Below are 21,400 nucleotides of genomic sequence, written 5' to 3' on the forward strand. Positions count from 1 at the left end.
ACAGCGGCGCAACGCCGTTGCTGCTCATGAGGGCCCTGCGGGGCCCTCTTTCATTTGATTACGGAAACCGCTCGGCGTGGTGCCGGTCCAGCCACGAAAGGAGCGGATGAACGAACTTGCCTCGGTAAACCCCAGCCGCTCGCCGATCGCGGCGATGCTGGAATCGCTGCTCTCCAGCAAATGGATCGCCTCGTCGCGACGGCACTCATCCTTCAGGCGTTGATAACTGGTACGTTCGTTCATGAGCCGGCGGCGCAAACTCGACGGCGACATCCCGAGGCGTGCGGCGATCTGCTCGAAGCCCGGCACTCCGTCGGCAAACTTGTTGCCGAGCAGCGAGCGTATCGCAGCGCTGGTACTCGGCGGTTTGCAGTCCATCTGCATCAACTGATAAGGCCCGTTGCGCAACATGTCTTCCAGTGAAGTGGCATCGTGCACCAGACGATGCTCCAGCATGCGGGCGGAAAACTCGAGGAACGAATTGCCTTCCACCGCTGTCACCGGGCAATCGAACTGCCGTTCCAGTTTCTCGCGGTAACGCTCGCCCAGCGCCGGCACCCCAACGCCGACCGCATGCAGATCCAGCGAACGCCCGATCAGCCAGCCACAGAATGCGTGCCAGACCGTCAACCCCGAACCACGCCCGACCACCAGTGGCCAGATCGTCCCCTGCATCGCACGCGGCACGAAACGATGCTGCGCATCGAGCAGCCGGTACTGATACACCAGGCGTACCAGCTCGCCATGCTGCTCGAGCGTGATGCGATCGCCCTTGAGCTGCGGCGATACCACACTTTCGAAGTCCGCCGCCCGCGCCAGCGCCTCGCCAAGCGTGCGACAGGAAACGATACAGAAGGCCATCAGCCGAAACGGCTTGCCGCCGATTCCGGCACCCCACGGCAGGCCAGGTTCGCTCGACTGCAGACGCCGTACGGTCTCGTTGTAGAGCCGCGCGTAGTGAAGGCGCGGCAAGCCATCGCTGGCTGGCGCAGCGGTGATCGCCACCCGATCGAGTCCGATTGCCGCCGCAACGGTGGTACTGTCGATGCCCTGCTCGTCCAGGTAATCGAACAGCCGCAGAAACTTCGCGGCCGGTACGCCAGCCGCCTCGGGTTCCACCGCTGTGCTCCTGTTCGGCGTCACGCACGCCTCGTCGTTTCCAGATGGAGGCTCATTGAAAACCAGGCCTTCCTTTTTCTCAAGCACGCGGGCTAGGCTACGCGCCGCACGCAACGGAGCCGATGATGGCCGAGATTTCACTCCCCGCCCTGCTCCTGCTGCTCGCGACCGGCTACGTCGCCGGCGTGATCAACACACTCGCGGGCGGCGGCTCGAACCTGACGCTGCCCGCGCTGATGGTTCTGGGCCTGCCGGCCGACGTGGCGAACGCAACCAACCGCGTCGGAGTGCTGCTGCAGTCCGTTGCGGGTGTGCGCGGCTTTCACCGCTACGGAAAGCTTGCATGGCACGACGCCGGCGCCGTGTTGCTGCCTACGCTGCTGGGTGGTCTCGTCGGTGCGATCGTGGCGACGGCGGTGCCCGTCGCGCTCCTGAAACCGCTGCTGCTCACCACGATGGTCGGCATGTCGCTGCTGATCCTGGTGCGACCGGCAACCGTGGCGCCACCCGAGGGAACAGAACCACTGCCGCTGCGTGGACGGCCCGGCGCCTGGATCGCGCTGTTCGCCACCGGTGTCTACGGTGGCTTCGTGCAGGCGGGCGTGGGTTTCGTGCTGATCGCCGCGCTCGCCGGCACGTTGCGCTACGACCTCGTCCGCAGCAATGCGTTGAAGATGTTGTGCACCGGCGCGTTCACGCTGGTCGCACTGCTGGTGTTCATCGGCAACGGGCTCGTGGCCTGGCTGCCGGGGCTGGCCCTCGGCGCGAGCACGATGCTTGGTGCCACCCACGGCGTGCACCTTGCGATCCGGGTTCGCCAGCAGACGCTGAAATGGTTTCTGTTCCTGATGACTCTGTGCGCCAGCATTGCGGCCATGTGGCACTGAGCATCCCGCGACGGTCCTGAACGCCCGTACGCGAGCACCGTCCGCGGCAAAAACTGCGCGGACGGCGCTCCCGCCTGCCGGTGAAAGGCGCTTGCGCGCCCCGTCCACTCAGAACGCCGCGATCCCCGTCTGTGCACGACCGAGAATCAACGCGTGCACATCGTGTGTGCCCTCGTAGGTGTTCACGGTCTCCAGATTCACCATGTGCCGGAACACCGGGTATTCGTCCGAGATCCCGTTGCCACCATGCATGTCGCGCGCCATGCGCGCCACATCGAGCGCCTTGCCGCAGGAATTGCGCTTCAGCAGCGAGATCAGCTCCGGCGCAAGCTGCCCGCGCTCCTTCAGTCGCGCCGCCTGCAGGCAACCGAGCAGACCGAGCGAGATTTCCGTCTGCATGTCGGCCAGCTTCTTCTGGATCAACTGATTCGCCGCCAGCGGCCGCTTGAACTGCTTGCGCTCGAGCGTGTAGCTGCGCGCCGCGTGCCAGCACGCCTCGGCCGCACCGAGCGCACCCCACGCAATGCCGAAACGCGCACTGTTCAGGCAGCCGAAAGGCCCCTTCAGCCCCTCGACGCCGGGCAGCAACTGCCCCTCCCCGACCTCGACGTCTTCCATCACGATCTGACCCGTGATCGACGCGCGCAGGCTGAGCTTGCCCTCGATCTTCGGCGCACTCAGACCCTTCATCCCCTTCTCGAGCACGAAGCCGCGGATCCGTCCGTCATCGCACTTCGCCCACACCACGAACACGTCCGCGATCGGCGCGTTGCTGATCCACATCTTGGCACCGCTCAGCACATAACCACCGTCGACCTTGCGCGCGCGCGTGATCAACCCGCCCGGATCGGAACCGAAATCCGGCTCGGTCAGCCCGAAGCAGCCGATCAGCTCACCGCGCGCCAGTCCCGGCAGGTACTTCTCGCGTTGCGCCTCGGTCCCGTACGTGTAGATCGGGTACATCACCAGACTCGACTGCACGCTGAACATCGATCGGTAGCCGGAATCGATGCGTTCGATCTCGCGCGCGATCAGGCCATAACTCGTGTAGCTCACGCCAGGACAGCCGTAACCGTGCAGCGTCGCACCCAGCAGACCCAGCTCGCCCATCTCGCGAAAGATCGCCGGATCCGTGCCCTCGTTGCGATACGCCTCCCGAATCCTCGGCTCGAGCCGGTCACGCGCATAATCGCGCGCAGTCTGCATCACCAGCCTTTCTTCCTCGTCGAGTTGCTCCCCGATACGGAACGGATCTTCCCAATCGAAACTGCCCCAGTCCGAAGTCGCCATAGTCGCCTGTCCTCTCGTGTTGCGATCTGATTGCGTGGTGCCACAGTTCGAGCGACACCACCGTTGCTCATTCCTGCCAGTGCCCCGCGCGCCAACGCGCCTGTGCCACACTCCTGCCATCCGCCGTATTGCCACCATCTTCGCCAAGCACACGCGCCAGTTGCCCTGCCAGGGCATCACCGAGTTGCCCCGGGCCGTCGATCGTCAAACTCCGACGGTAATGACGCGTCACATCGTGCCCCACCCCGATTGCACACAGATGCACCGGAGACCGACTCTCGATGGCAGCGATCACCCGGCGCAGATGACGCTCCAGATACGCCGCGCCGTTGGCGTCCCTGCTCGTCTCGTCGGCCGGCTCGCCGTCCGACACCACGATCAGGATGCGCCGGCGCTCGGGTCGCGCCAACAGACGCTGATGCGCCCAGAGCACAGCCTCTCCATCGATGTTTTCCTTCAGCAGCGACGCATCGAGCATCAGTCCGAGACCGTCACGCGCCCGTCGCCAGCTCGTTTCAGCCGACTTGTACACGATGTGCAGCAGTTCGTTCAGTCGTCCCGGGTGCGGCGGGCGGCCAGCCGCAACCCAGCGTTCACGCACCTGTCCTCCCTTCCAGGCCGCAGTCGTGAAACCCAGAATCTCACTGCGCACACCGCAGCGCTCCAGTGTGCGCGCAAGTATGTCGGCGCACACCGCCGCTGTCTCGATCGGCGTTCCGGCCATCGACCCCGAATTGTCGATCAACACCGACACCACCGTATCGCGCGTGTGCACATCACGCTGCTGCCGATAGGACAGCGGAAAGGCGGGATCGGCCACCGCACGTGCCAACCGGCTGGTATCCAGTCCCCCTTCGTCGAGATCGCGTGTCCAGTCCTGCCTCTCCAGTGCGAGGAGGCTCCGGCGCAGACGATTTGCCAGCCGCGCGACCAGATGCGAATGTTGCACCACCAGCTCGTCGAGCCGGGCACGCAAGCGCGCGAGTTCCTCTGCGGGGCGCAACTCGAGCGCATCCCGCACCACATCGCAGGTGGCATCGAAGACGCGATATCCGGCGGCATCGCTGCCGGCAATCGTGGCGAAATCCGCACGACCATCCGACACACCACCCTGGTCGAGTTCGGTACGCACCCTGCGCGTCGGCGTACGCCGTTCAACCGATACCGCCGCCAGGCCCTGGTTGCCGGCAAACGGAACACTCGCGCTCAGACTCTCGCGCTGTGCTTCACTGGGAGCCAGATCTTCGGCCTGCAGCGCGGGGCTGTGCAGCGGCCGGCGCACGACCGGAACGATCGAGTCCCCTTCGATATGCCCCAACCCGGCGATCATGGCCGCGCAGGTCGCGGCGAACAGCTCCTGCTCGTCGAGCTCGGCCACGAGTCGCTCACGCAGCCGGCAGGTCAGTGGCTCCAGAATGTCGGCCCAGGCGGACAGCACGCGCATCGCTGCAGGAGGCAGTGTTTGCGGCGCAACGATTGCGCGCACGTGAAACGCCAAGGCATCGAGCAGCGGCACCTCGCGGCGATGCTGTATCGTGTGATAGCCGCGCTCCGTGCACTGCCGTTGCAGCAACTCGCGCAGATTGTCTGCAACCCCCGGCATCACGCGTGCCCCAAGCGCCTGCACGCGCACTTCCTCCAGCGCAGCGAGCAGCGTGGCCACGACCTCGCCGGCAGTCGACATGACATCGCCCTGATGAGGGTCGTGGTGGCGCACATGCAACGCCTGCGCATCGACGCGACCGCGCAACACCCGGATTTCAGCGCTGCTCAACTCGTCATCCCCGCATGCACGCCCCACCTTGCGCGTGGTCGGTGCCGGCGAGTCGAGCAGCTCCTCCCAGCCAAACGGACCAGCCCCGCGCGCGGCCAGCGCCCGCCCTGCAGCGCTCAGCACGCGCTTGAGCTCAACCGGGCGTGCAGCGGCGGACCGTTGCGCGTTCATTGCCGATTCACCTTCGCTGCGACGACGGATTCCGCCAGCTCCTCACCAAAACAGCGCTGGTAATACTCGGCGACTATCGGACGTTCGAGAATGTCACACCGGTTCAGAAACGAGATCCGGAACGCAAACGCCACGTCACCGAAAATCGCGGCATTCTGCGCCCACGTAATGACGGTGCGTGGCGACATCACCGTTGACAGATCACCGCACACGAAGCCTGCGCGCGTCAGGTCGGCTACGCGCACCATCGCATCCAGCGTCGCACGGCCCTGTTCGGTGTCGTACGCAGGGACTCGCGCACGCAGGATTTCGCCTTCGTGAACTGCCGACAGGTAATTCAGATTGGTCACGATATTCCAGCGATCCATCTGACCCTGGTTCAGCGGCTGAGTGCCATGGTAGAGCCCGGTGGGATCACCGAAGCCGAGTGTGTTTGCGGTCGCAAACAGACGGAACGCCGGATGCGGGACGATCACGCGGTTCTGGTCGAGCAGCGTGAAGCGCCCTTCGAGTTCGAGCACCCGCTGGATCACGAACATGACGTCCGGGCGCCCCGCATCGTATTCGTCGAATACCAGTGCCGTTGCGGTCTGGATCGCCCACGGCAGCAGGCCTTCACGGAACTCCGTGACCTGGCGCCCATCGCGCAGTACGATCGCATCGCGACCAATGAGATCGATACGACTGACATGACTATCGAGATTGATCCTCAGACAGGACCAGTTGAGTCGTGCTGCAACCTGCTCGATATGCGTCGTCTTGCCGGTACCGTGATAGCCCTGCACCAGTACGCGACGGTTGAACGCAAAGCCCGCCAGGATCGCAAGGGTCGTGTCGCGATCGAAGCGATACGCAGGGTCCAGCGCAGGCACGTGTTCGGTCGCCGTGGAAAACGCCGGGACACGCAGATCGGTGTCGATTCCGAACACCTCGCGTACCGCGATGTCGCAGTCCGGCAAACGTGCACTGTCGACGCCATCGGCCAGTCGGTTCATTTCAACCATGTTGTTCTTGTCCACCCCGCGACGCCCGGTTCCGTCACGGGCGTCATGCTTGCACTCATGAGAACATTATGATAGAGATATTGGCAAATTTAAAGATTAAACTGCTCACATGCGTGACTCCCACTCCACTGCCGATCATCCGGTCCAGCTCCTGCGGCGAGCCCGGGCTGATCGTGTGCGCACCGTGCGCGTGAGCTCCGACCGCTCGACTCAACGACCCTGGAGGGCACACCGATGACCGCTGCAACAAAGCCGGTGCACAATTCCATCAAGCCGGGCAGGTGGATCAAATCGACCTGCAAGATGTGCCTGCACTCGTGCACCTCGCGCATCCATATCACCGACGACGGCATCGTCAACAAGATCGAAGGTGACCCGAGCAACCCGTCGAACAATGGCAAGCTGTGCCCGAAGGGCAACTCGGCGATCTTGCGCCATTACGACCCGAACCGCTTCAAACAGCCACTCAAGCGCACCAACCCGGTCAAGGGCGTCGGCATCGACCCGGGCTGGGTGCCGATCAGCTGGGAAGAAGCGTTCTCGATCGTGGCAAGCGAGCTGAAGAAGTCGATCGATCAGGATCCGCGCAAGCTGATCTGTTCGATCGAAGACTTCCAGAAGATGAATACGTGGATCTGGGGGTTGTCGTTCGGCAACAACAACTGCTTCAACTCGAACGGCACGATGTGTGGCGGTGCGTATCATCCGGCCAACGGGTACATCCACTCGACCTTCGCTGCAGCCAACGACGCCAAGCATTGCAATTACTGGATCAACAACGGCACCGGCGACGGCTTTTCCTCACACCTTCACGCCGCAGCCCAATCCAACTGGGTGGCCAAGGCGCGCATGGAACGCGGCATGCGGATGGTCACCGTCGAGCCACGTCTGTCGATCAGCGGCGCCAAATCGCAGGAGTGGATTCCGATCCGCCCCGCGACCGACCGCCATTTCGCACTGGGGCTCTGCCAGGTTCTGATCGAGGCGGGGTTGTGCGACTACGAATTCCTGAAGAAGGATACGAACGCACCGTACCTGGCCGGTGAAGACGGTTACTTCGTGCGCAACGCCGAAGGCAAGATCTACGTATGGGACGCGATCGACAATCGCGCCAAGCTCTGGGATGACCCGAGCATCCGCGATTTTGCCCTCGAGGGCAGCTATACCGTCGAGGGCAAGAGCTGCAAGCCGGCGTTCCAGCGCTTCCGTGACATCCTCGACGCCGACTGCAAACCCGAGCAGGTCGAGCGCATCACGACGATACCGGCCGCGACCACCCGGCGCATCGCGCGCGAGCTCGCGAAGGCGGCGCAGATCGGCGCCACCATCGAGATCGACGGACGCACGCTGCCGTTTCGCCCTGCCGCGTACAACTACTATCGCGGCGCGCAGGGCCGCAAGATGGGCATGCAGGCGAACCACGCCTACAAGATGGTCAATTTCCTGATCGGTTCGATCGACACTCCCGGGGGACACATCGGCGTCACCCTGGACGACAAGTGGGAAGACTTCAACCATATCGTCCCGGGCGAAAATGGCCAGATCGAAGGCATCCCGCACCAGCTCGGACACGTGCCTCCGTTTTCCTACCCGTCGAACGAATTCCACCTGTTCAGCCATTTCCCGGTCGGCGTGCATCCCCCGCACCTGAATCTCGAAGTGTTCCTGAACAAGCAGAAATACGGCATCGAGTTCGACCCCGACGTGATGGTGGTGTGCCACTCGAATCCGCTGTGGGCGATGCAGGGGCCGCGTACCAAGTGGTTCGAGTTCATGAAGTCGATGCGTTTCGTCGTGGCGATCGACATCATCCCGACCGAAACCACTGATTTCGCGGACGTGATCCTGCCGACGACCGACGCCCTCGAATCATGGAACATGACCATGATCGAGCCACCGCACACCGAAGGCATGTGCCTGCGTCAACCGGCAACCGAACCGCTCTACGACGTGAAGAGCGAAGAGGACATCTTCTACGAACTGTCCGAACGTCTGGGCGTGCTCGAATCCTACAACGACATGGTGAACATGATCTGCGGCTTCGACCACAGCCCGAACCTGATGCTCGAACGCGACAAGAAATACACGGACAAGGAGATCGCCCGGCGCAAGGGGTTGCTGTGGAACGGCAAGGATCTGGACTGGTACATCGAACACGGTCACTCCGTCACCGAACGTCGTCCGGACAAGTGGTACCGGCCATGGCAAGGCATGCGACTGCTGTTCTACATCGAGGACATGCTGGTGCAGCGCGACAAGCTGAAGGCCAAAATGGAGGAACTCGACGTTCCGTACCGCCACGACTGGCAGTGGGACGACTATTCGCCGCTGCCGACTGCGCTCCTCGACCCGATCCATACCGACGAACCGCCGGAGTACGACCTGTACGGTATCTTCTTCAAGGATATCCAGATCAACTTCGGCGAGAGCCTGACCAACCCGTGGATCAAGGACATCGTCTACCGTGATCCGGTCCACACGGCGCTGCTGCTGAACACGCAGACCGCAGCGAAAAAGGGGCTGAAGGCTGGCGATATCCTGAAAGTCGAATCGCCCTACGGATGCATCTACGGCCGGCTCGGTACCACGGAAGCGATGCATCCGGACACGCTCGCGGTATCGAACTCGCTGTCGCGCGTGCGCAACACGCACCGCAACGTGCGTCACGCGGGCGGACACTTCAACGACCTGTTGCCGTACAACCTGCGTCACACCGACGCAGTGACCGGGCAACCGGACACGGCAACGCGCCTGAAAATCACGCGCCTCGACGACTGGCCGGAAGAATTGAAGCTCGGCAAGTCCGTCTACGACGTCGTGGACGATGTTGCAAAAGGAAAGGGAGCACTCTGATGGCCAGGATGGGAATGGTCTTCGACATCAAGCGCTGTATCGGCTGCAACGCCTGCGTAGTCGCCTGCAAGCAGGAGAACACGCTGCCTGACGGCGTGTTCTTCACCCGCACGCTGAGTGAGGAGTACGGCGTGTATCCGGCGGTGAACCGCGTCTACATCCCGACGCTGTGCAACCACTGCGAGGACGCACCCTGCGAGAAGGTGTGTCCCAGCGGCGCAACGTGGACGCGTGCGGACGGCATCGTGATGGTCGACCAGGACAAGTGCATCGGCTGCGGCAGTTGCGCCGTCGCGTGTCCGTACGACCAACGCACCAAGCTCGAGCAGAAGAAGTTCGACGAAGGGCTGTTCGGCGACGGTACGCTGACGCCGTTCGAGGAAAGCGGCTATGGCCGCTGGACTCCGGGCACGGTGACGAAGTGCGACTTCTGCAGCGGACGCGTGGATCACGGACTGGATCCGGCATGCGTGGTCACCTGCCCCACCGATGCCCGCATCTTCGGCGATCTGGACGATCCGAACAGCAAGCCGAGCGTGCTGATCCGCGAGCGCGGGGGCCAGCCGCCGTTGCCTGAAAAGAACACTCGCCCGAAGGTCTACTACGTGAACTGAGCGCGCAACTGCCGTGGAGGACAGACGATGAACAACACTACCTCGCAGATGGTCGGCGACAGCTTCCGTGTCGGTTACCGCTTCCAGCGCCACTGGGACACCCCGATGGCAAACGCGTTCTTCTGCGGCGAACTGGGCGGCGGAACCTTCTTCGTATCGCTGCTGTACAACTTCGTGCCCGGCATGCTGCTCGGCCTGCTGCTGACCGGTGTCGGCAAGACCTGGTTCCATCTCACGCACATGGGTGTGCCACGCAGATCATGGCGTGCGATCGTGCGCCCCGACCGCTCCTGGATCAGCCGCGGGCTGGTGTCGATCGTGCTGTTCATCGGCGCAGGCTTCATTCACATGCTTGACGTCGCTTTCGGCAACCCGCTGCCGGCTGCGCTTGGTGCGCTGATCGGACTGGTCGCTGCGGTCGCCGCCCTGGTCGTGTGCACCTACCAGGGCTTCGCCATGTCGCACTCCACCGCACTCGCACTGTGGAGTTCGGCGATCATGCCGATCGCCAGCCTGCTTTACGCGACCACGGGCGGCACGCTGCTGGTGCTGTTGCTGGGCAGCGGAACTCTGGGGGATGCCGCGGCGGCAGGCCTGCACGATGCTGCACTGTTGCTGCTGCTGGCCGACGCCATCATGCTGCTTGCCCTGCTCCACGGCGCCCACAACGGCTCCCCGGGTGCACGGCTATCGGCAGAACTGCTGCTGAAGACGATATACGCCCGCGAGTTCCTTGGTCTGGTGGTTGCTGCCGGCGTCGTGGCACCGGCGCTGCTGCTGTGGCTTGCCGGGTCAGCATTCCTGACGGTATTGCTCGCTGCGGCAGGCGCACTGATCGGTTTCTACACGTTCCGCGTACTCGTGTTCAAGGCAGCCGTCTACGAGCCGATCATGAGCTTCAAACCCCGTGTCGGAGCGCAATGAAAGACGATATGGGACTCGCATTGAACGACATCGAACTGCACGGCTTGCAACGCATCAGCGGCGTTGCAACGGTGCCGTCGATCGAGATGTCAGGCCCGGATGTCGTATTCACGGACACCAGCGGTCATGTCGTCGAGGAAGACACCCTCACGATCGACATCGCGGATATCGGCACCTACACGCTGATGTGGACTCCGACCGGGCCCACATCAGGCGCAGCCGGTTACACACGCAGTGACGGCGTGATGGGAGAAGCAGGCCATGCCGAGCGTCTCGCGCTGGCTGCAGGCTTTGCTTTCACCGAAGGGATCATCGAATCGCTGCACGACGTGCTCAGCATGGCGGTGTGCGCAGACACCCCCGGCGTGGTGCGCATGACGCTGGCAGACCCCACGCGCGTCGTGACACGGCGGCGCAACGTGCTGCTGACCAGCAGCTGTGGCATCTGTGGCAGCCGCGACATAGTCGAGAACAATGCCTACGGCCTGACACCGGTTCCCGATCGCATGCGCTTCGGCGCCACACGCCTCGCCCCGCTGATGGCCGGCATGCAGGAACATCAGCAGGTATTTTCCCTGACCGGTGGTGCGCATGCGGCCGCGATCTTCAACCAGGGTGGTCAGATTCTGGCGGTTGCCGAAGACCTGGGACGCCACAACGCACTCGACAAGGTGATCGGACGTGTGCTGCTGGAAGGCGGAAGCTTCGAGCGCTGCGGCGTACTGCTATCGAGCCGCTTGAGCCTGGAGATGGTCGCCAAGGCGATTCGTGCCGGCTTCGAGATGATCGCCGCGATCGGAGCGCCAACCTCACTCGCCATCGAGATTGCGCAGCATTTCGGCATCACCCTGTGCGGCTTCGTACGCAACGATCGTGCAACCCTCTACACTCACCCGCACCGGATCTGCAACATCACACGTGCAGTGCAGGCACCCATGCCCTGAAGCAGCGCGACCAGCGTCAGTCCGCAAGTTCATCGTCTTCGGCACCCTCGTCCTCCTCCAGAGGACCACGATGAAACGCAATCATCCGCGCGGCCTGTTCGTATATGCCACCAACCAGGTTCAACGTGCCGGCGGTGGCTTCCAGGCGTTGGCGGATACCGGTGATCGACCCGATCGACGGGATCAACTGCTGGCGCCGCAACTCGGCAAAACGTTCGGTGAGCACATTGCCCTCGGGTGTGATCCGATAGCGCGTACCCTTGCGCCTGCCGCTTTCCGTGACCTTTTCGAGCAGCCCTGCATCGAGCAGCTTGCGAATCGAATACTTGATGTTCGACAGATCGTCACGGTTCATCAACCGCGCCAGTTCGGTGACCGTCTTGGGGCGCTCGTTCATCCGGGTGACGTGCAACACGACGTTGTCGGTCGCACTCATCTTGTGACCCGAAGCCGCGGCAAGACACTCCTGTTGCCATGTGTTGAAACTTTCGACGCAGCGCAGCAGCGCATACTCGAAATCGGCAATCGCAAGCTCCTCGTCGTTCTTCCCGAGATGCCAGCGCCGATCGAAAGGTGGAAAGGAGTCGTGCATGACACCATGTACCGCCGATGTTCACGATGGCGCCCCCATGGCGCATCGGGAGCCGGATCCACCACGCAGCGGGCAACCAGCGCTCGCAAGTGTACGTCATCGGCAGCCGGTTCGGCAGCACGGCGTCGAATCCTGCGGCACGCCGTCAACGTGACGCAAAACGCCTTCGGCGATATGATGCGGACACGTTGTGCAATCCGGGCAGCAGCAGCGTACGGACTGTTCGCGATCCGCGACGTCGGGTATCCACAAACGACAACAAGAAGAACGACATGACACTGAATCGTCGCAGCTTCGTGCAGGCGAGTGCACTTGGCGTGGCAGCCGGCAGTACGCTGGTCGCGTGCGCAGGGCGGATAGCGACAACACACGCAAGCCGGGCTGCCAGCCACAATCCGGTACTCGATGTCGCCTTGCTGGCAGTTGCCGATGCGATCGGCGATGCACTCGTACCCGGCGTTGCTGCCGCAGGCTTTGCATCGTACCTGGACACCCAGCTCGCCTGCCCACCCGAGCAGTCCTTGCTGATCGCACGCTATCTCGGCATCGAGCCACCGTACCGGGACTTTTATGTACCTGCTCTGCAGGCAGTGGATGCGTGGGCGCGCGCCCGGTACGGGGACACTGTCTCCCGACTGGATGCAGGCGCACGCGAGCACCTGATGCAGGATCTGGCAGATGGCAACCCCGCTCCATGGCATGGCGCACCCGCAGCATTCGTCCATTTCGTGCTGCGCTCGGATGCCGTCGATGTGGGATACGGAACGCGCGCTGGCTTCGCACGCCTCGGCATACCGTACATGGCGCATATCGAACCGGAACACGACTGGTGAGCAACATCGAGCGCTTCGACGCCATCGTCATCGGCTCGGGCGCAGCCGGCTGCCTGGCAGCATCACGACTTGCCGAAGCGGGTCGCTCGGTGCTGATACTCGAATCAGGCCCTGCTCGCTCGCTGCGCGACCTGACCAGCAGCCAACTGTGGGCGCGACGCCTGAAGTGGGGTGGCGCGCCAGTCATCGAGCGTGGGCGGCATCCGATCGGACACAATTTCAATGTCGGCTGGGGAACCGGTGGGGCCGCGCTGCATCACTACGCGGTGTGGCCACGCCTGCATCCGAGCGATTTTTCGATGGCCCGCGATCACGGACGCGGGGTCGACTGGCCACTGAGCTACACGGAATTGCGGCCGTGGTACGACCTGATCCAGGACGAAGTCGGCATCGCCGGCGACCATACGCGTGAAAGCTGGCGTCCGGACGGCAAACCATACAACCAGGCGCCGGTACCCGTATTCCGCCACGCCGAGCTGATCGCCGGCGGCTTCACGCGACTGGGCATGCAGACTGCACCGTTGCCACTGGCTGTGCGTACGCGCAACGGCACGGACCGTCAGGCCTGTATCTGGGATGGCTGGTGTGACGCCGGGTGTCCTACGGGGGCGCTTGCCAACCCGCTGGTGACCTACCTGCCGCGTGCGCTGCGTGCAGGTGCACGCCTGCTGCACGATGCGACCGTAACCGAAATCACGACCGACGCCACGGGCAGCCGGGTGACCGGCGTTCAATGGCGCAACACGGGAGGCAGCACGCACGCCGCCAGCGCGTCGATCGTCGTCCTGGCCGCATCCACGATACAGAACTCGCGCCTGCTGCTGGCTTCGCGCAGCCGTTCACCCCGCGGGCTTGCAAACGGCAGCGGCCAGGTCGGACGCAGCATCATGGCCCACCTCGCCTGCCAGGTCTTCGGGTTATGGGATGAAGACACCTACTGCCATATGGGCACCACCGGCGGTCAATTGCTGAACCAGGACGGCTACGTCAAGACCCACCCGGGTGATGCCTTCGGTTCGTGGCAGTGGATCATCGGCAACGCGCTCAAACCGAATGACCTGCTCGGTATCGCCCTGAATCGCCCCGATCTGCACGGAACGAAACTCGATGATTTCATGCGCCGTGCGGCACGCGGGTGTGGAGTCATTACCGCCGTCGCTGAAGACCTGCCACGACCTGAAAACCGCGTCACACTGCTCGAGCGCAACGATGGCTGGGGAGTACCGCTGGCACAGGTCGAACATGAATGCGCGACTGAATCCGTCGCACTGTGGGACTCCGCGCGCACGCAGGGCCTGCGCATCATGGAAGCAGCCGGTGCACTCGAAGCCTGGGCCGGAAACATCGGACCGATGCACAACATGGGCGGAACCGTGATGGGCACCGATCCTGCAGCCTCGGTGACGAACGGCTGGGGTCAATGCCATGAGTTACCGAACCTGGTGATCACCGGCTCCAGCCTGTTTCCTACCAGCGGCGGCGTGAATCCCACGTTCACGATCCACGCGCTCACTGCGCGCAGCATGCAGCATCTCTTGGACAACTGGGGCGATATCGCACCACGGAGTTGAACCGATGTCCTCAGCCCGGCAGGAGTCAACAGCAGCGGTTTCGCCGCCGAACCCATCGCCGGCGGAACGGCGCCAGGCGTATCTGCTGCTCGGTGTGAGTACCTTTTTTCTCGCACTGAACCACGTGATCGGTCGTGGTGTTCACGAACACGTCCCGCCGATCGGACTGTCATTCTGGCGCTGGGTCATCGCCGCATTGGCGCTGCTGCCAGTGGTGCTGATCGGCTGGCGTGAGACACTGAGCGTCTACCGGGCCGAATGGCGGGCGTTCGTGCTGACAGGAGCACTGGTGGTCGGCGCCACCACGCTGATAATGATTGCGCTCAACTTTACGTCGGCGACCAACACGGCACTGATCAACGCCACCCAGCCTGTATTGACCGTGCTGCTCTCGCGGCTGGTCTATCGTGTGCCTGTCAGCGGCACACAGGCGATCGGCATCCTCATTGCCTTTGCTGGTGTCGTGGTGATGGTTGCCCGCGGCAGTTGGGCAACACTGGTCGGGCTCGATTTCCAGGCCGGTGACCTTCTGGCTCTGCTCGCCATGTTCGGTCTTGCCGGTTATGCGATACGCTTCGTGCGCATCCCGATGCGACTGTCGGCAGCGCGTGCGCTGTTTCCGATGGTCGTTGCCGGTTCCGTACTGCTGCTTCCGTTCTACGTACTCGAATCCCTGTTGTACAAGCCGGTACCAGTCACCTCGACCAGCATCGGCGCGATCGTGTCGATCGCGCTGCTGGTGTCGTGCGCTGCCATGCTGCTGTGGAATACCGGCAATCGACTCGTGGGCGCCAACCGGGCCAGCATCTTCATAAACCTGGTGCCGGTATTCGGCGTGTTGCTGGCCGTCAGCTTCCTTGGTGAAAGCTTCGAGCTCTGGCATCTGAGCGGAATGGTGATGATCGCGAGCGGAGTCTTCCTCGTCATGCGCTGATGCCCGACGGCGGTTCCGTTGCCGGAACCACCGCAGACACGTGGCATGGATCAGTGCGTGGTATGCGAAACCATCTGACTGCGATTCCTGCCGTAGCCCATCAGTATCGAAGCCGAACTGTGCGACTCGGTGACGATCACGTCGCGCTCGAACAGCGCATCCTGCACGGCCGCCGCGACCGCATGCAGCGGAGCACCGCCACCCTCGCCGCATCCCTTGGCGCCGTTATAGACAAACGGTGACGGCGTCACGATGGCGCCACACTTCAGATCCGGCATGTTGAGCGAGGTCATCGGTGTGTAATCGGTGAACGTCGATGTGATCAGGTTCCCCTCATGGTCGAACTGGAACGCCTCCTGCATTGCCGCTCCAATACCGTGACAGGTAGCTCCGTGAACCTGCCCTTCGACGATTTTCGGGTTGATCCGGTGACCACAGTCGTCGATCACCGCATAGTCGAGTATCTGCGGCTTCCACGTCCGCGTGTCGACCTCGATCACGGCGATATGGGTTTGCGCCGAATAGGTCAGGGTCTGGTTGCCGTATTTCCTCTTCACATCCGGCAGTTCGAACGGTGGCTTGTACACGTAGAAGACGTTCAGATCGATGTCACGCAACGCTTCGGGAACCGCAGCCGTATTGCTGTTGGCCAGGTTCGACAACCGCCAGTAGTTGATGAAGCGCTCGGGATCGCCCTTGACCGAGAGCTGTGGGCCCATGCTGCCGACACCGAATTCGAGCTGGTCCTCCGGGGCCTTCAATTCATGAGAAGCAAGTCTGCGCATCTGTTCGGCGAGGCGCTGGGTTGCACCGTGCACCGCAGACAGGCCGGTCACCACGAACTGGCTTGCGATCGTGCCTGACAGGCCCGCGTAGCTGTTCCAGTTGCTGTCGAAACCGCTGCGCACCGTCACCATGTCCGGACCGATATTCAGCACGTCCGCGACGACCTGTGCCGCCGTAGTCTCATGGCCCTGCCCCTGGGGCACCGAACCGAGCGTGACCACGACGGAACCATCGAGTCCGAGTCTCACCCGCGCACCCTCGTTGTTGCCGGAAAAGACCCCGTTCGGGTTGACCAGCAGCAACTGCCCGAAGTTGTTCGCTCCGGAGTCGAGTGTGGTTCCGATGCCGATGCCGATCAGGCGTCCTTCGGCACGCGCAGCAGCCTGCTTCTCACGCCAGGCGCCGTAATCGATCAGCTTCTTCGCTTCCTCGAGCATGCGCGGGTAATTGCCCGAATCGTAGATATTGCCGTTTGGCGTCGTATACGGGAATTCGTCCGGACGAATGTAGTTGCGCAGACGCATCTCGTCAGCTGGAATCCCCAGCTCATGGGCACAGATATCGATCACGCGCTCCATGAACCACAGGTGCTGCATTCGCGAGTAACCCCGGTTGGGAGTACACGGTGCCTTGTTCGATACCACCTGGGTGAACTCGATGTTGATGTTGCGCAGGCGATAGGTGGCAGGGTACACCTGCGCCCAGATCGCACATCCAAGCGGCTCGTAACGCGTGTACGCCCCGCAGTCGTCGAGGTGGCGTGAACGCAGCCCGGTGATCACACCGTTTGCATCGAGAGCCACTTCGGTATCGAGGAACGTGCGTTCACCGCCATGGAACGAGGCCAGGTTGTCGCTGCGAGTTTCGACGAACTTGACCGTAGCCCCGCCGACCGCACGCGAAGCCACTGCAGCGAGTCCCATATAGGTATGGGTTACCGTCTTGGTACCGAAATTTCCGCCAATATCGTGGCTGCGCATGCGGATCTGCTCGGTACCGACCCCCAGATAGGCCGACAGCATCTGCGCACCGATTCCGGGCAGACCGACGTTCGATACCATGTCGATATCACCCCGCCGCGACCACTCGGCAATGGCTCCTGCAGTTTCGATCGGAGTACTCGAGAAACGATGGAAATGCATGCGCTTTATACGCACCACGTGCGCTGCATCGCGGAACGCTGCCTCGACGTCGCCATGATTCCACGTGTCACGGAAAATCACGTTACTACCGACTTTTGCGTGCAGTATCGGGTCGTCACGCAAGGCGTCTTCTGACTGCACCACCACCGGCAGTACATCGTATTCGACCTCGACCAGACCGATGGCATCCTCGACCAGACGCATCGACTCGGCAACGACCATCGCAACCGGTTCGCCACAATAGCGGACGGTATCGGTCGCAATACCGTAGTCGTCGACCAGGCAACCGGGTTCGGCACCGATTTGCATGAACGGGGTGACCTGCTGTGCGATTTCGGCTCCGGTCAGAACACAGTGCACACCCGGCAACTCCGTCGCTGCCGAGACGTCGATGCGCTGGATCCGCGCGTGTGCGTACGGAGAACGCACCAGGCCCATGTAGAGCATTCCCGGAGCATGGTAATCATCGAGGAACAGACCATGCCCGCGCACCAGACGCTTGTCTTCCTTGCGTCGCAGATGCTGTCCCACCCAGCGGTCACCGTCCTTGCTGTCGCGATCGACCTCGATACTGGTCTGGATATCGCGGATCGGGCGCACCGGGTCGGGCGCGAGTTTGCGCGGTGCCGGTTTCTCCATGACCGGTGGCGAGGCCGGCGTCACAACCGCGGCATCGGCCACACCCGCCTGCGGCGCCGGTGCGGCAGGACCACCGCCAAGCAGCCGCTGCAACCAAGCAATGAATCTGGCCAGCAGACCTTCGGAAACCGCTGGTGCCGTCGGCGCTGCGGGTGCGGGAGCCTGGGCCCGCGCCCTTGCCACCACCGACTCGAAATGTTCGGCGCTGACGAGTGCACCCTGCAGGCTGTCGATCACCTTGCGGATCTCCTTTTCCGCATAACCTCGCATGCCGCCTCCGGCTATCGACAGGATCTTGCCATGAATCTGGGTAGTGCCTTCCCAGTTCACACGCGTGCCACCACTGGCGGCATCCTCGAGCGTGAATCCGACGATCATGTTGTAGGCGCTGCCCATCACGCTGCCCTTGCCCACATACTGGGCCCGCACCGGCGCCTGGGATTCGGTCAGGCTCATTTCGGTGGTCGCGATCCCGTGGATCTTGCCGATGCCGACCTTGACCTTGACCACCGCGGTCCTGGCATCGCCTTCCTTCATCTGCATGCTGTGAAAGGTCGGCAACACCGGTACGAACTTCTGCGGGTCTGCCAGCAACGAAAACGTCTCGTCACGCTTCATGCCGACTTCGAAATCACCCTTGAAGGACATATCCATCGTTCAGCCCCCCCGCATCTTCTGTGCCGCAGCATCGACCGCGACGTAGATGTTCTGGAACCCCGTGCAACGACACACGTTGCCGGCGATCGCCTTCTTGATCTCATCGCGCGTCGGTGACGGATTGTCCGCAAGCAGCGACTTGGCAGACATCAGCATGCCGGGGGTGCAGAAACCGCACTGCAGCCCATGGTGTTCCGAGAAAGCCTCCTGCAACGGGTGGAGCTTGCCTTCCTGTTCGAGTCCCTCGACGGTCTCGATGCTGCGCCCGTCGGCCTGGACCGCCAGCACCGTGCACGACTTCACCGGCCGGCCATCGAGCAACACCGTACAGGCACCGCAATAGCTGGTGTCACAACCGATGTGCGTGCCAGTGAGTCCAAGTTCTTCACGCAGGAGTTCGACCAGCAGCAGGCGCGGCTCGACCTCGCGCTGATACTTGCCGCCGTTGACGGTCACCTCGACGAACACAGGCTGAATGGTCTCAGGCATAGCGATGTCCCCCCGCCGGTTGCTCTCCACGCGCACGCGCCAGCGCCCGCTGCCCCGCCTCCAGGACCAGCGAGTGCAACATTGCGCGCTTGAAACTCTCCGAACCTCTGGCATCGACGGGTGGAGACGCTGCTGCAACGACGATCGCTGCAGCCTTTTCCAGGTCTGCAGGCTTCGCTGGCGTACCGCGCAGCGCCGCCTCCGCCTCCTCGGAAACCACCGTCGTCGATCCACCCCCCCCCAGCACGATGCGCGCGCGCTGGCAGACGTCTCCGTCCATCTGCAGCAACACGCCTGCCGCAACCGTCGGATAGGCAGGCGCAGAACGCTTGCAGGCGATGTAGGCAGCTCCGCTACCCGCGCCAGGTACCGGTATCTGGATTTCAGTGATCAGTTCGTCGTTTGCCAGACAGGTCGTATACGAATCGACGATCAGATCATCCACCGTCAGCGTACGCACACCACGCGGACTGGTGCAGACGACCCGCGCACCGGCTGTGCGCAGCCCGCACGGCCAGCACGCATTGGCGTCGGCCATGGCAAGACCGCCACCGATGGTACCCATGGTGCGGACCTGACGATCCGCGATTCCGCCCGCAACGTCGCGCAGCAGTGGATAGTCGCGGGCAACCGGCGACGCGGCCACCTGTGCATGGCGCGCCAGCGCACCGATATGTACGGTATCTCCACGACGTTCTATATGGGACATACCGTGCAGCTCACCGATATCGACGATTCGCCGCACGTCTCCCACGCGCAGCTTCATCATCGGAATCAGGCTCTGACCACCTGCCATCACGGTTGCAGCACCTCCATGGGCTGCCAGCAGCCTCAATGCCTCATCCAGTGAAGTCGGCCGGAAATATGCAAAAGGTGCGGGGTACATGCGGAACCCTCTTTTAATCGATATTTGCGGCTTACCTTAGCCCGCTTGCGTGCGCCTGTCTTGTATCTGGGCGCACCAGCACTTGACTCAGACTGAAGCAGCACCCGAATCGCTTGTTGCCTACAGCACCTGCAGCCCGGTTTCGCTGCCATCGTATGCAACGATCGCCGTTCCCGACAACGGTTCACCGCCGTTCGCCGTGACGCGATAAGTCTCCTGGAAATACAGCGAATGCGTACGTGCTTCGTTCATGATGTGCGGGTGCATCGAACACACCATGTTCTCCGGCAACACGAACTCGGATCCCTCTCCGATCCGTGGCAGCTCGATCATCGTCATGCCGATCGAATGGCCACAGACATGCCCGGACCGGTATCCCCGCTCCATGATCGGCTTCATGCACAGCCGGTACACTTCCTCGGCAGTCCGACCTGCCTTCATGTGTTCGCGTACCAGCGCGTGGAACTCCTGGTGGGCCGCCATCATGTCGGCCGTGATCGCGTCCATGCCCTCGGGCATCAGCGGGCGCGAGTATTCCACCCAGTGCCCCCCCTCGCCCGCAATCTCGAGCCCGTACAGCATGCCGTCCGAAGCCTTGACCGCACGTCGGGTCGGAAAGACCATCTGCGGGCGCAGCGAACCGGCAGGCCCCATCTGGACCATGTCCATCGTGCTGCGTGAGCAACCGGCTGCAGCAAAGGTTTGCTCTGCAACGGCCATCAGTTCGGCCTCGGTCCTGCCGGGAGCGTAGGCCCTGATCACATCGAGCACCCCGCGCTTGTTGATCTCCATCGAGTGTCGCACCGACGCAATCTCCTCGTCGGATTTCTGCGCACGCGCGTGGTCGAAGGCCTCGTCGAAATCCACCAGATCGAAACCACCAGCAGCCAGCGCCCGGTAGTCGCGCACCGTCATGATGTATTCCATGCCGTAGATGCCGACCCGTCGCGCCTTGAGTTCCTTCAGGTAGCCCGCCATCCACTCACCACAATGGCCCGGGAACTCGCGCTGCCCGAGAAACGACTCCGCATGGTCACCGACCCAGGTTGCTTCACGTGGAAATACCGCAACCGGATCCTTCCCGGCCGCAATCACCACGTACGCGTACCGGTGCAGGATGTGGAACCCCGACAGATAACGCACCGCTCCCTCGAAGCCGGTGTATTCGCTGCCGCTGACGACCAGCGCATCCAGACCGGCACGCTCCATTGCCGCACGGACATTGCCGTAGCGACGATCGATCTCCTGCCGGCTGGGTCGGAATGCCTTGGTGAAAGTGCTCATCACTGAT

The 21,400-nt window shown here is 62.8% G+C and carries 16 protein-coding genes; 7 read left to right on the forward strand and 9 right to left on the reverse strand.

What is annotated here, in order from left to right; translation table 11 throughout:
• Nucleotides 1–24: 24 nt before the first annotated feature.
• On the reverse strand, nt 25–1,119 hold the full coding sequence (locus tag H7A12_06290; protein MCP5320422.1) for an AraC family transcriptional regulator ligand-binding domain-containing protein: 1,095 nt from the start codon (nt 1,117–1,119) through the stop codon (nt 25–27).
• A 122-nt stretch (nt 1,120–1,241) separates the two neighbouring features.
• Here H7A12_06290 and H7A12_06295 point away from each other — a divergent pair, with 122 nt between their 5' ends.
• Complete coding sequence (locus H7A12_06295; GenBank protein ID MCP5320423.1) at nt 1,242–2,006, forward strand: sulfite exporter TauE/SafE family protein; 765 nt, start codon at nt 1,242–1,244, stop codon at nt 2,004–2,006.
• 108 nt (nt 2,007–2,114) lie between these two features.
• On the opposite strand, the gene H7A12_06300 is transcribed toward H7A12_06295, so the two are convergent.
• From H7A12_06300 to H7A12_06310, 3 genes are all read right to left on the reverse strand, one after another.
• Nucleotides 2,115–3,296, reverse strand: coding sequence for an acyl-CoA dehydrogenase (locus H7A12_06300; GenBank protein MCP5320424.1), 1,182 nt, complete (start codon nt 3,294–3,296; stop codon nt 2,115–2,117).
• Nucleotides 3,297–3,363: 67 nt separating this feature from the next.
• Complete coding sequence (locus H7A12_06305) at nt 3,364–5,241, reverse strand: cobaltochelatase subunit CobT (protein ID MCP5320425.1); 1,878 nt, start codon at nt 5,239–5,241, stop codon at nt 3,364–3,366.
• On the reverse strand, nt 5,238–6,236 hold the full coding sequence (locus tag H7A12_06310) for an AAA family ATPase (protein ID MCP5320426.1): 999 nt from the start codon (nt 6,234–6,236) through the stop codon (nt 5,238–5,240). Before H7A12_06310 ends, H7A12_06305 begins: the two co-directional genes overlap by 4 nt.
• A gap of 243 nt (nt 6,237–6,479) precedes the next feature.
• On the opposite strand from H7A12_06310, the gene H7A12_06315 reads away from it, so the two are divergent.
• The 4 genes from H7A12_06315 to fdhD are packed head-to-tail and all read left to right on the forward strand — an operon-like array spanning nt 6,480 to nt 11,580.
• Nucleotides 6,480–9,098, forward strand: coding sequence for a molybdopterin-dependent oxidoreductase (locus tag H7A12_06315; protein MCP5320427.1), 2,619 nt, complete (start codon nt 6,480–6,482; stop codon nt 9,096–9,098).
• Nucleotides 9,098–9,712: a 4Fe-4S dicluster domain-containing protein gene (locus H7A12_06320; GenBank protein MCP5320428.1), complete on the forward strand. Its 615-nt coding sequence runs from the start codon at nt 9,098–9,100 to the stop codon at nt 9,710–9,712. The genes H7A12_06315 and H7A12_06320 overlap by 1 nt, the downstream gene beginning before the upstream one ends.
• A 27-nt stretch (nt 9,713–9,739) precedes the next feature.
• Nucleotides 9,740–10,636: a dimethyl sulfoxide reductase anchor subunit gene (locus H7A12_06325; GenBank protein MCP5320429.1), complete on the forward strand. Its 897-nt coding sequence runs from the start codon at nt 9,740–9,742 to the stop codon at nt 10,634–10,636.
• Nucleotides 10,633–11,580, forward strand: coding sequence for a formate dehydrogenase accessory sulfurtransferase FdhD (fdhD, locus tag H7A12_06330; GenBank protein ID MCP5320430.1), 948 nt, complete (start codon nt 10,633–10,635; stop codon nt 11,578–11,580). The genes H7A12_06325 and fdhD overlap by 4 nt, the downstream gene beginning before the upstream one ends.
• A gap of 16 nt (nt 11,581–11,596) precedes the next feature.
• On the opposite strand, the gene H7A12_06335 is transcribed toward fdhD, so the two are convergent.
• A complete protein-coding gene (locus tag H7A12_06335; GenBank protein MCP5320431.1) occupies nt 11,597–12,172 on the reverse strand; it encodes a winged helix DNA-binding protein in 576 nt (191 codons plus the stop codon).
• A 694-nt stretch (nt 12,173–12,866) separates the two neighbouring features.
• On the opposite strand from H7A12_06335, the gene H7A12_06340 reads away from it, so the two are divergent.
• Nucleotides 12,867–14,576, forward strand: a complete 1,710-nt coding sequence (locus tag H7A12_06340; GenBank protein MCP5320432.1) for a GMC family oxidoreductase N-terminal domain-containing protein — start codon at nt 12,867–12,869, stop codon at nt 14,574–14,576.
• A 4-nt stretch (nt 14,577–14,580) separates the two neighbouring features.
• On the forward strand, nt 14,581–15,510 hold the full coding sequence (locus H7A12_06345) for a DMT family transporter (protein ID MCP5320433.1): 930 nt from the start codon (nt 14,581–14,583) through the stop codon (nt 15,508–15,510).
• A gap of 50 nt (nt 15,511–15,560) precedes the next feature.
• Here H7A12_06345 and H7A12_06350 read toward each other — a convergent pair whose 3' ends face one another.
• From H7A12_06350 to H7A12_06365, 4 genes are all read right to left on the reverse strand, one after another.
• The gene (locus tag H7A12_06350; protein ID MCP5320434.1) at nt 15,561–18,731 is read right to left on the reverse strand and encodes a molybdopterin-dependent oxidoreductase; all 3,171 of its coding nucleotides are present in this window, start codon (nt 18,729–18,731) and stop codon (nt 15,561–15,563) included.
• Nucleotides 18,732–18,734: 3 nt separating this feature from the next.
• Complete coding sequence (locus H7A12_06355) at nt 18,735–19,223, reverse strand: (2Fe-2S)-binding protein (GenBank protein MCP5320435.1); 489 nt, start codon at nt 19,221–19,223, stop codon at nt 18,735–18,737.
• Nucleotides 19,216–20,058 carry an FAD binding domain-containing protein gene (locus H7A12_06360; protein MCP5320436.1) on the reverse strand — a complete coding sequence of 281 codons (843 nt, stop codon included), beginning with the start codon at nt 20,056–20,058 and terminating at the stop codon, nt 19,216–19,218. Before H7A12_06360 ends, H7A12_06355 begins: the two co-directional genes overlap by 8 nt.
• A gap of 171 nt (nt 20,059–20,229) precedes the next feature.
• Complete coding sequence (locus tag H7A12_06365; GenBank protein MCP5320437.1) at nt 20,230–21,393, reverse strand: aminopeptidase P family protein; 1,164 nt, start codon at nt 21,391–21,393, stop codon at nt 20,230–20,232.
• Between the last annotated feature and the right edge of the window lie 7 nt (nt 21,394–21,400).

This window comes from Pseudomonadales bacterium (genome assembly GCA_024234165.1).
Taxonomy (GTDB): Bacteria; Pseudomonadota; Gammaproteobacteria; order Pseudomonadales; family UBA5518; genus UBA5518.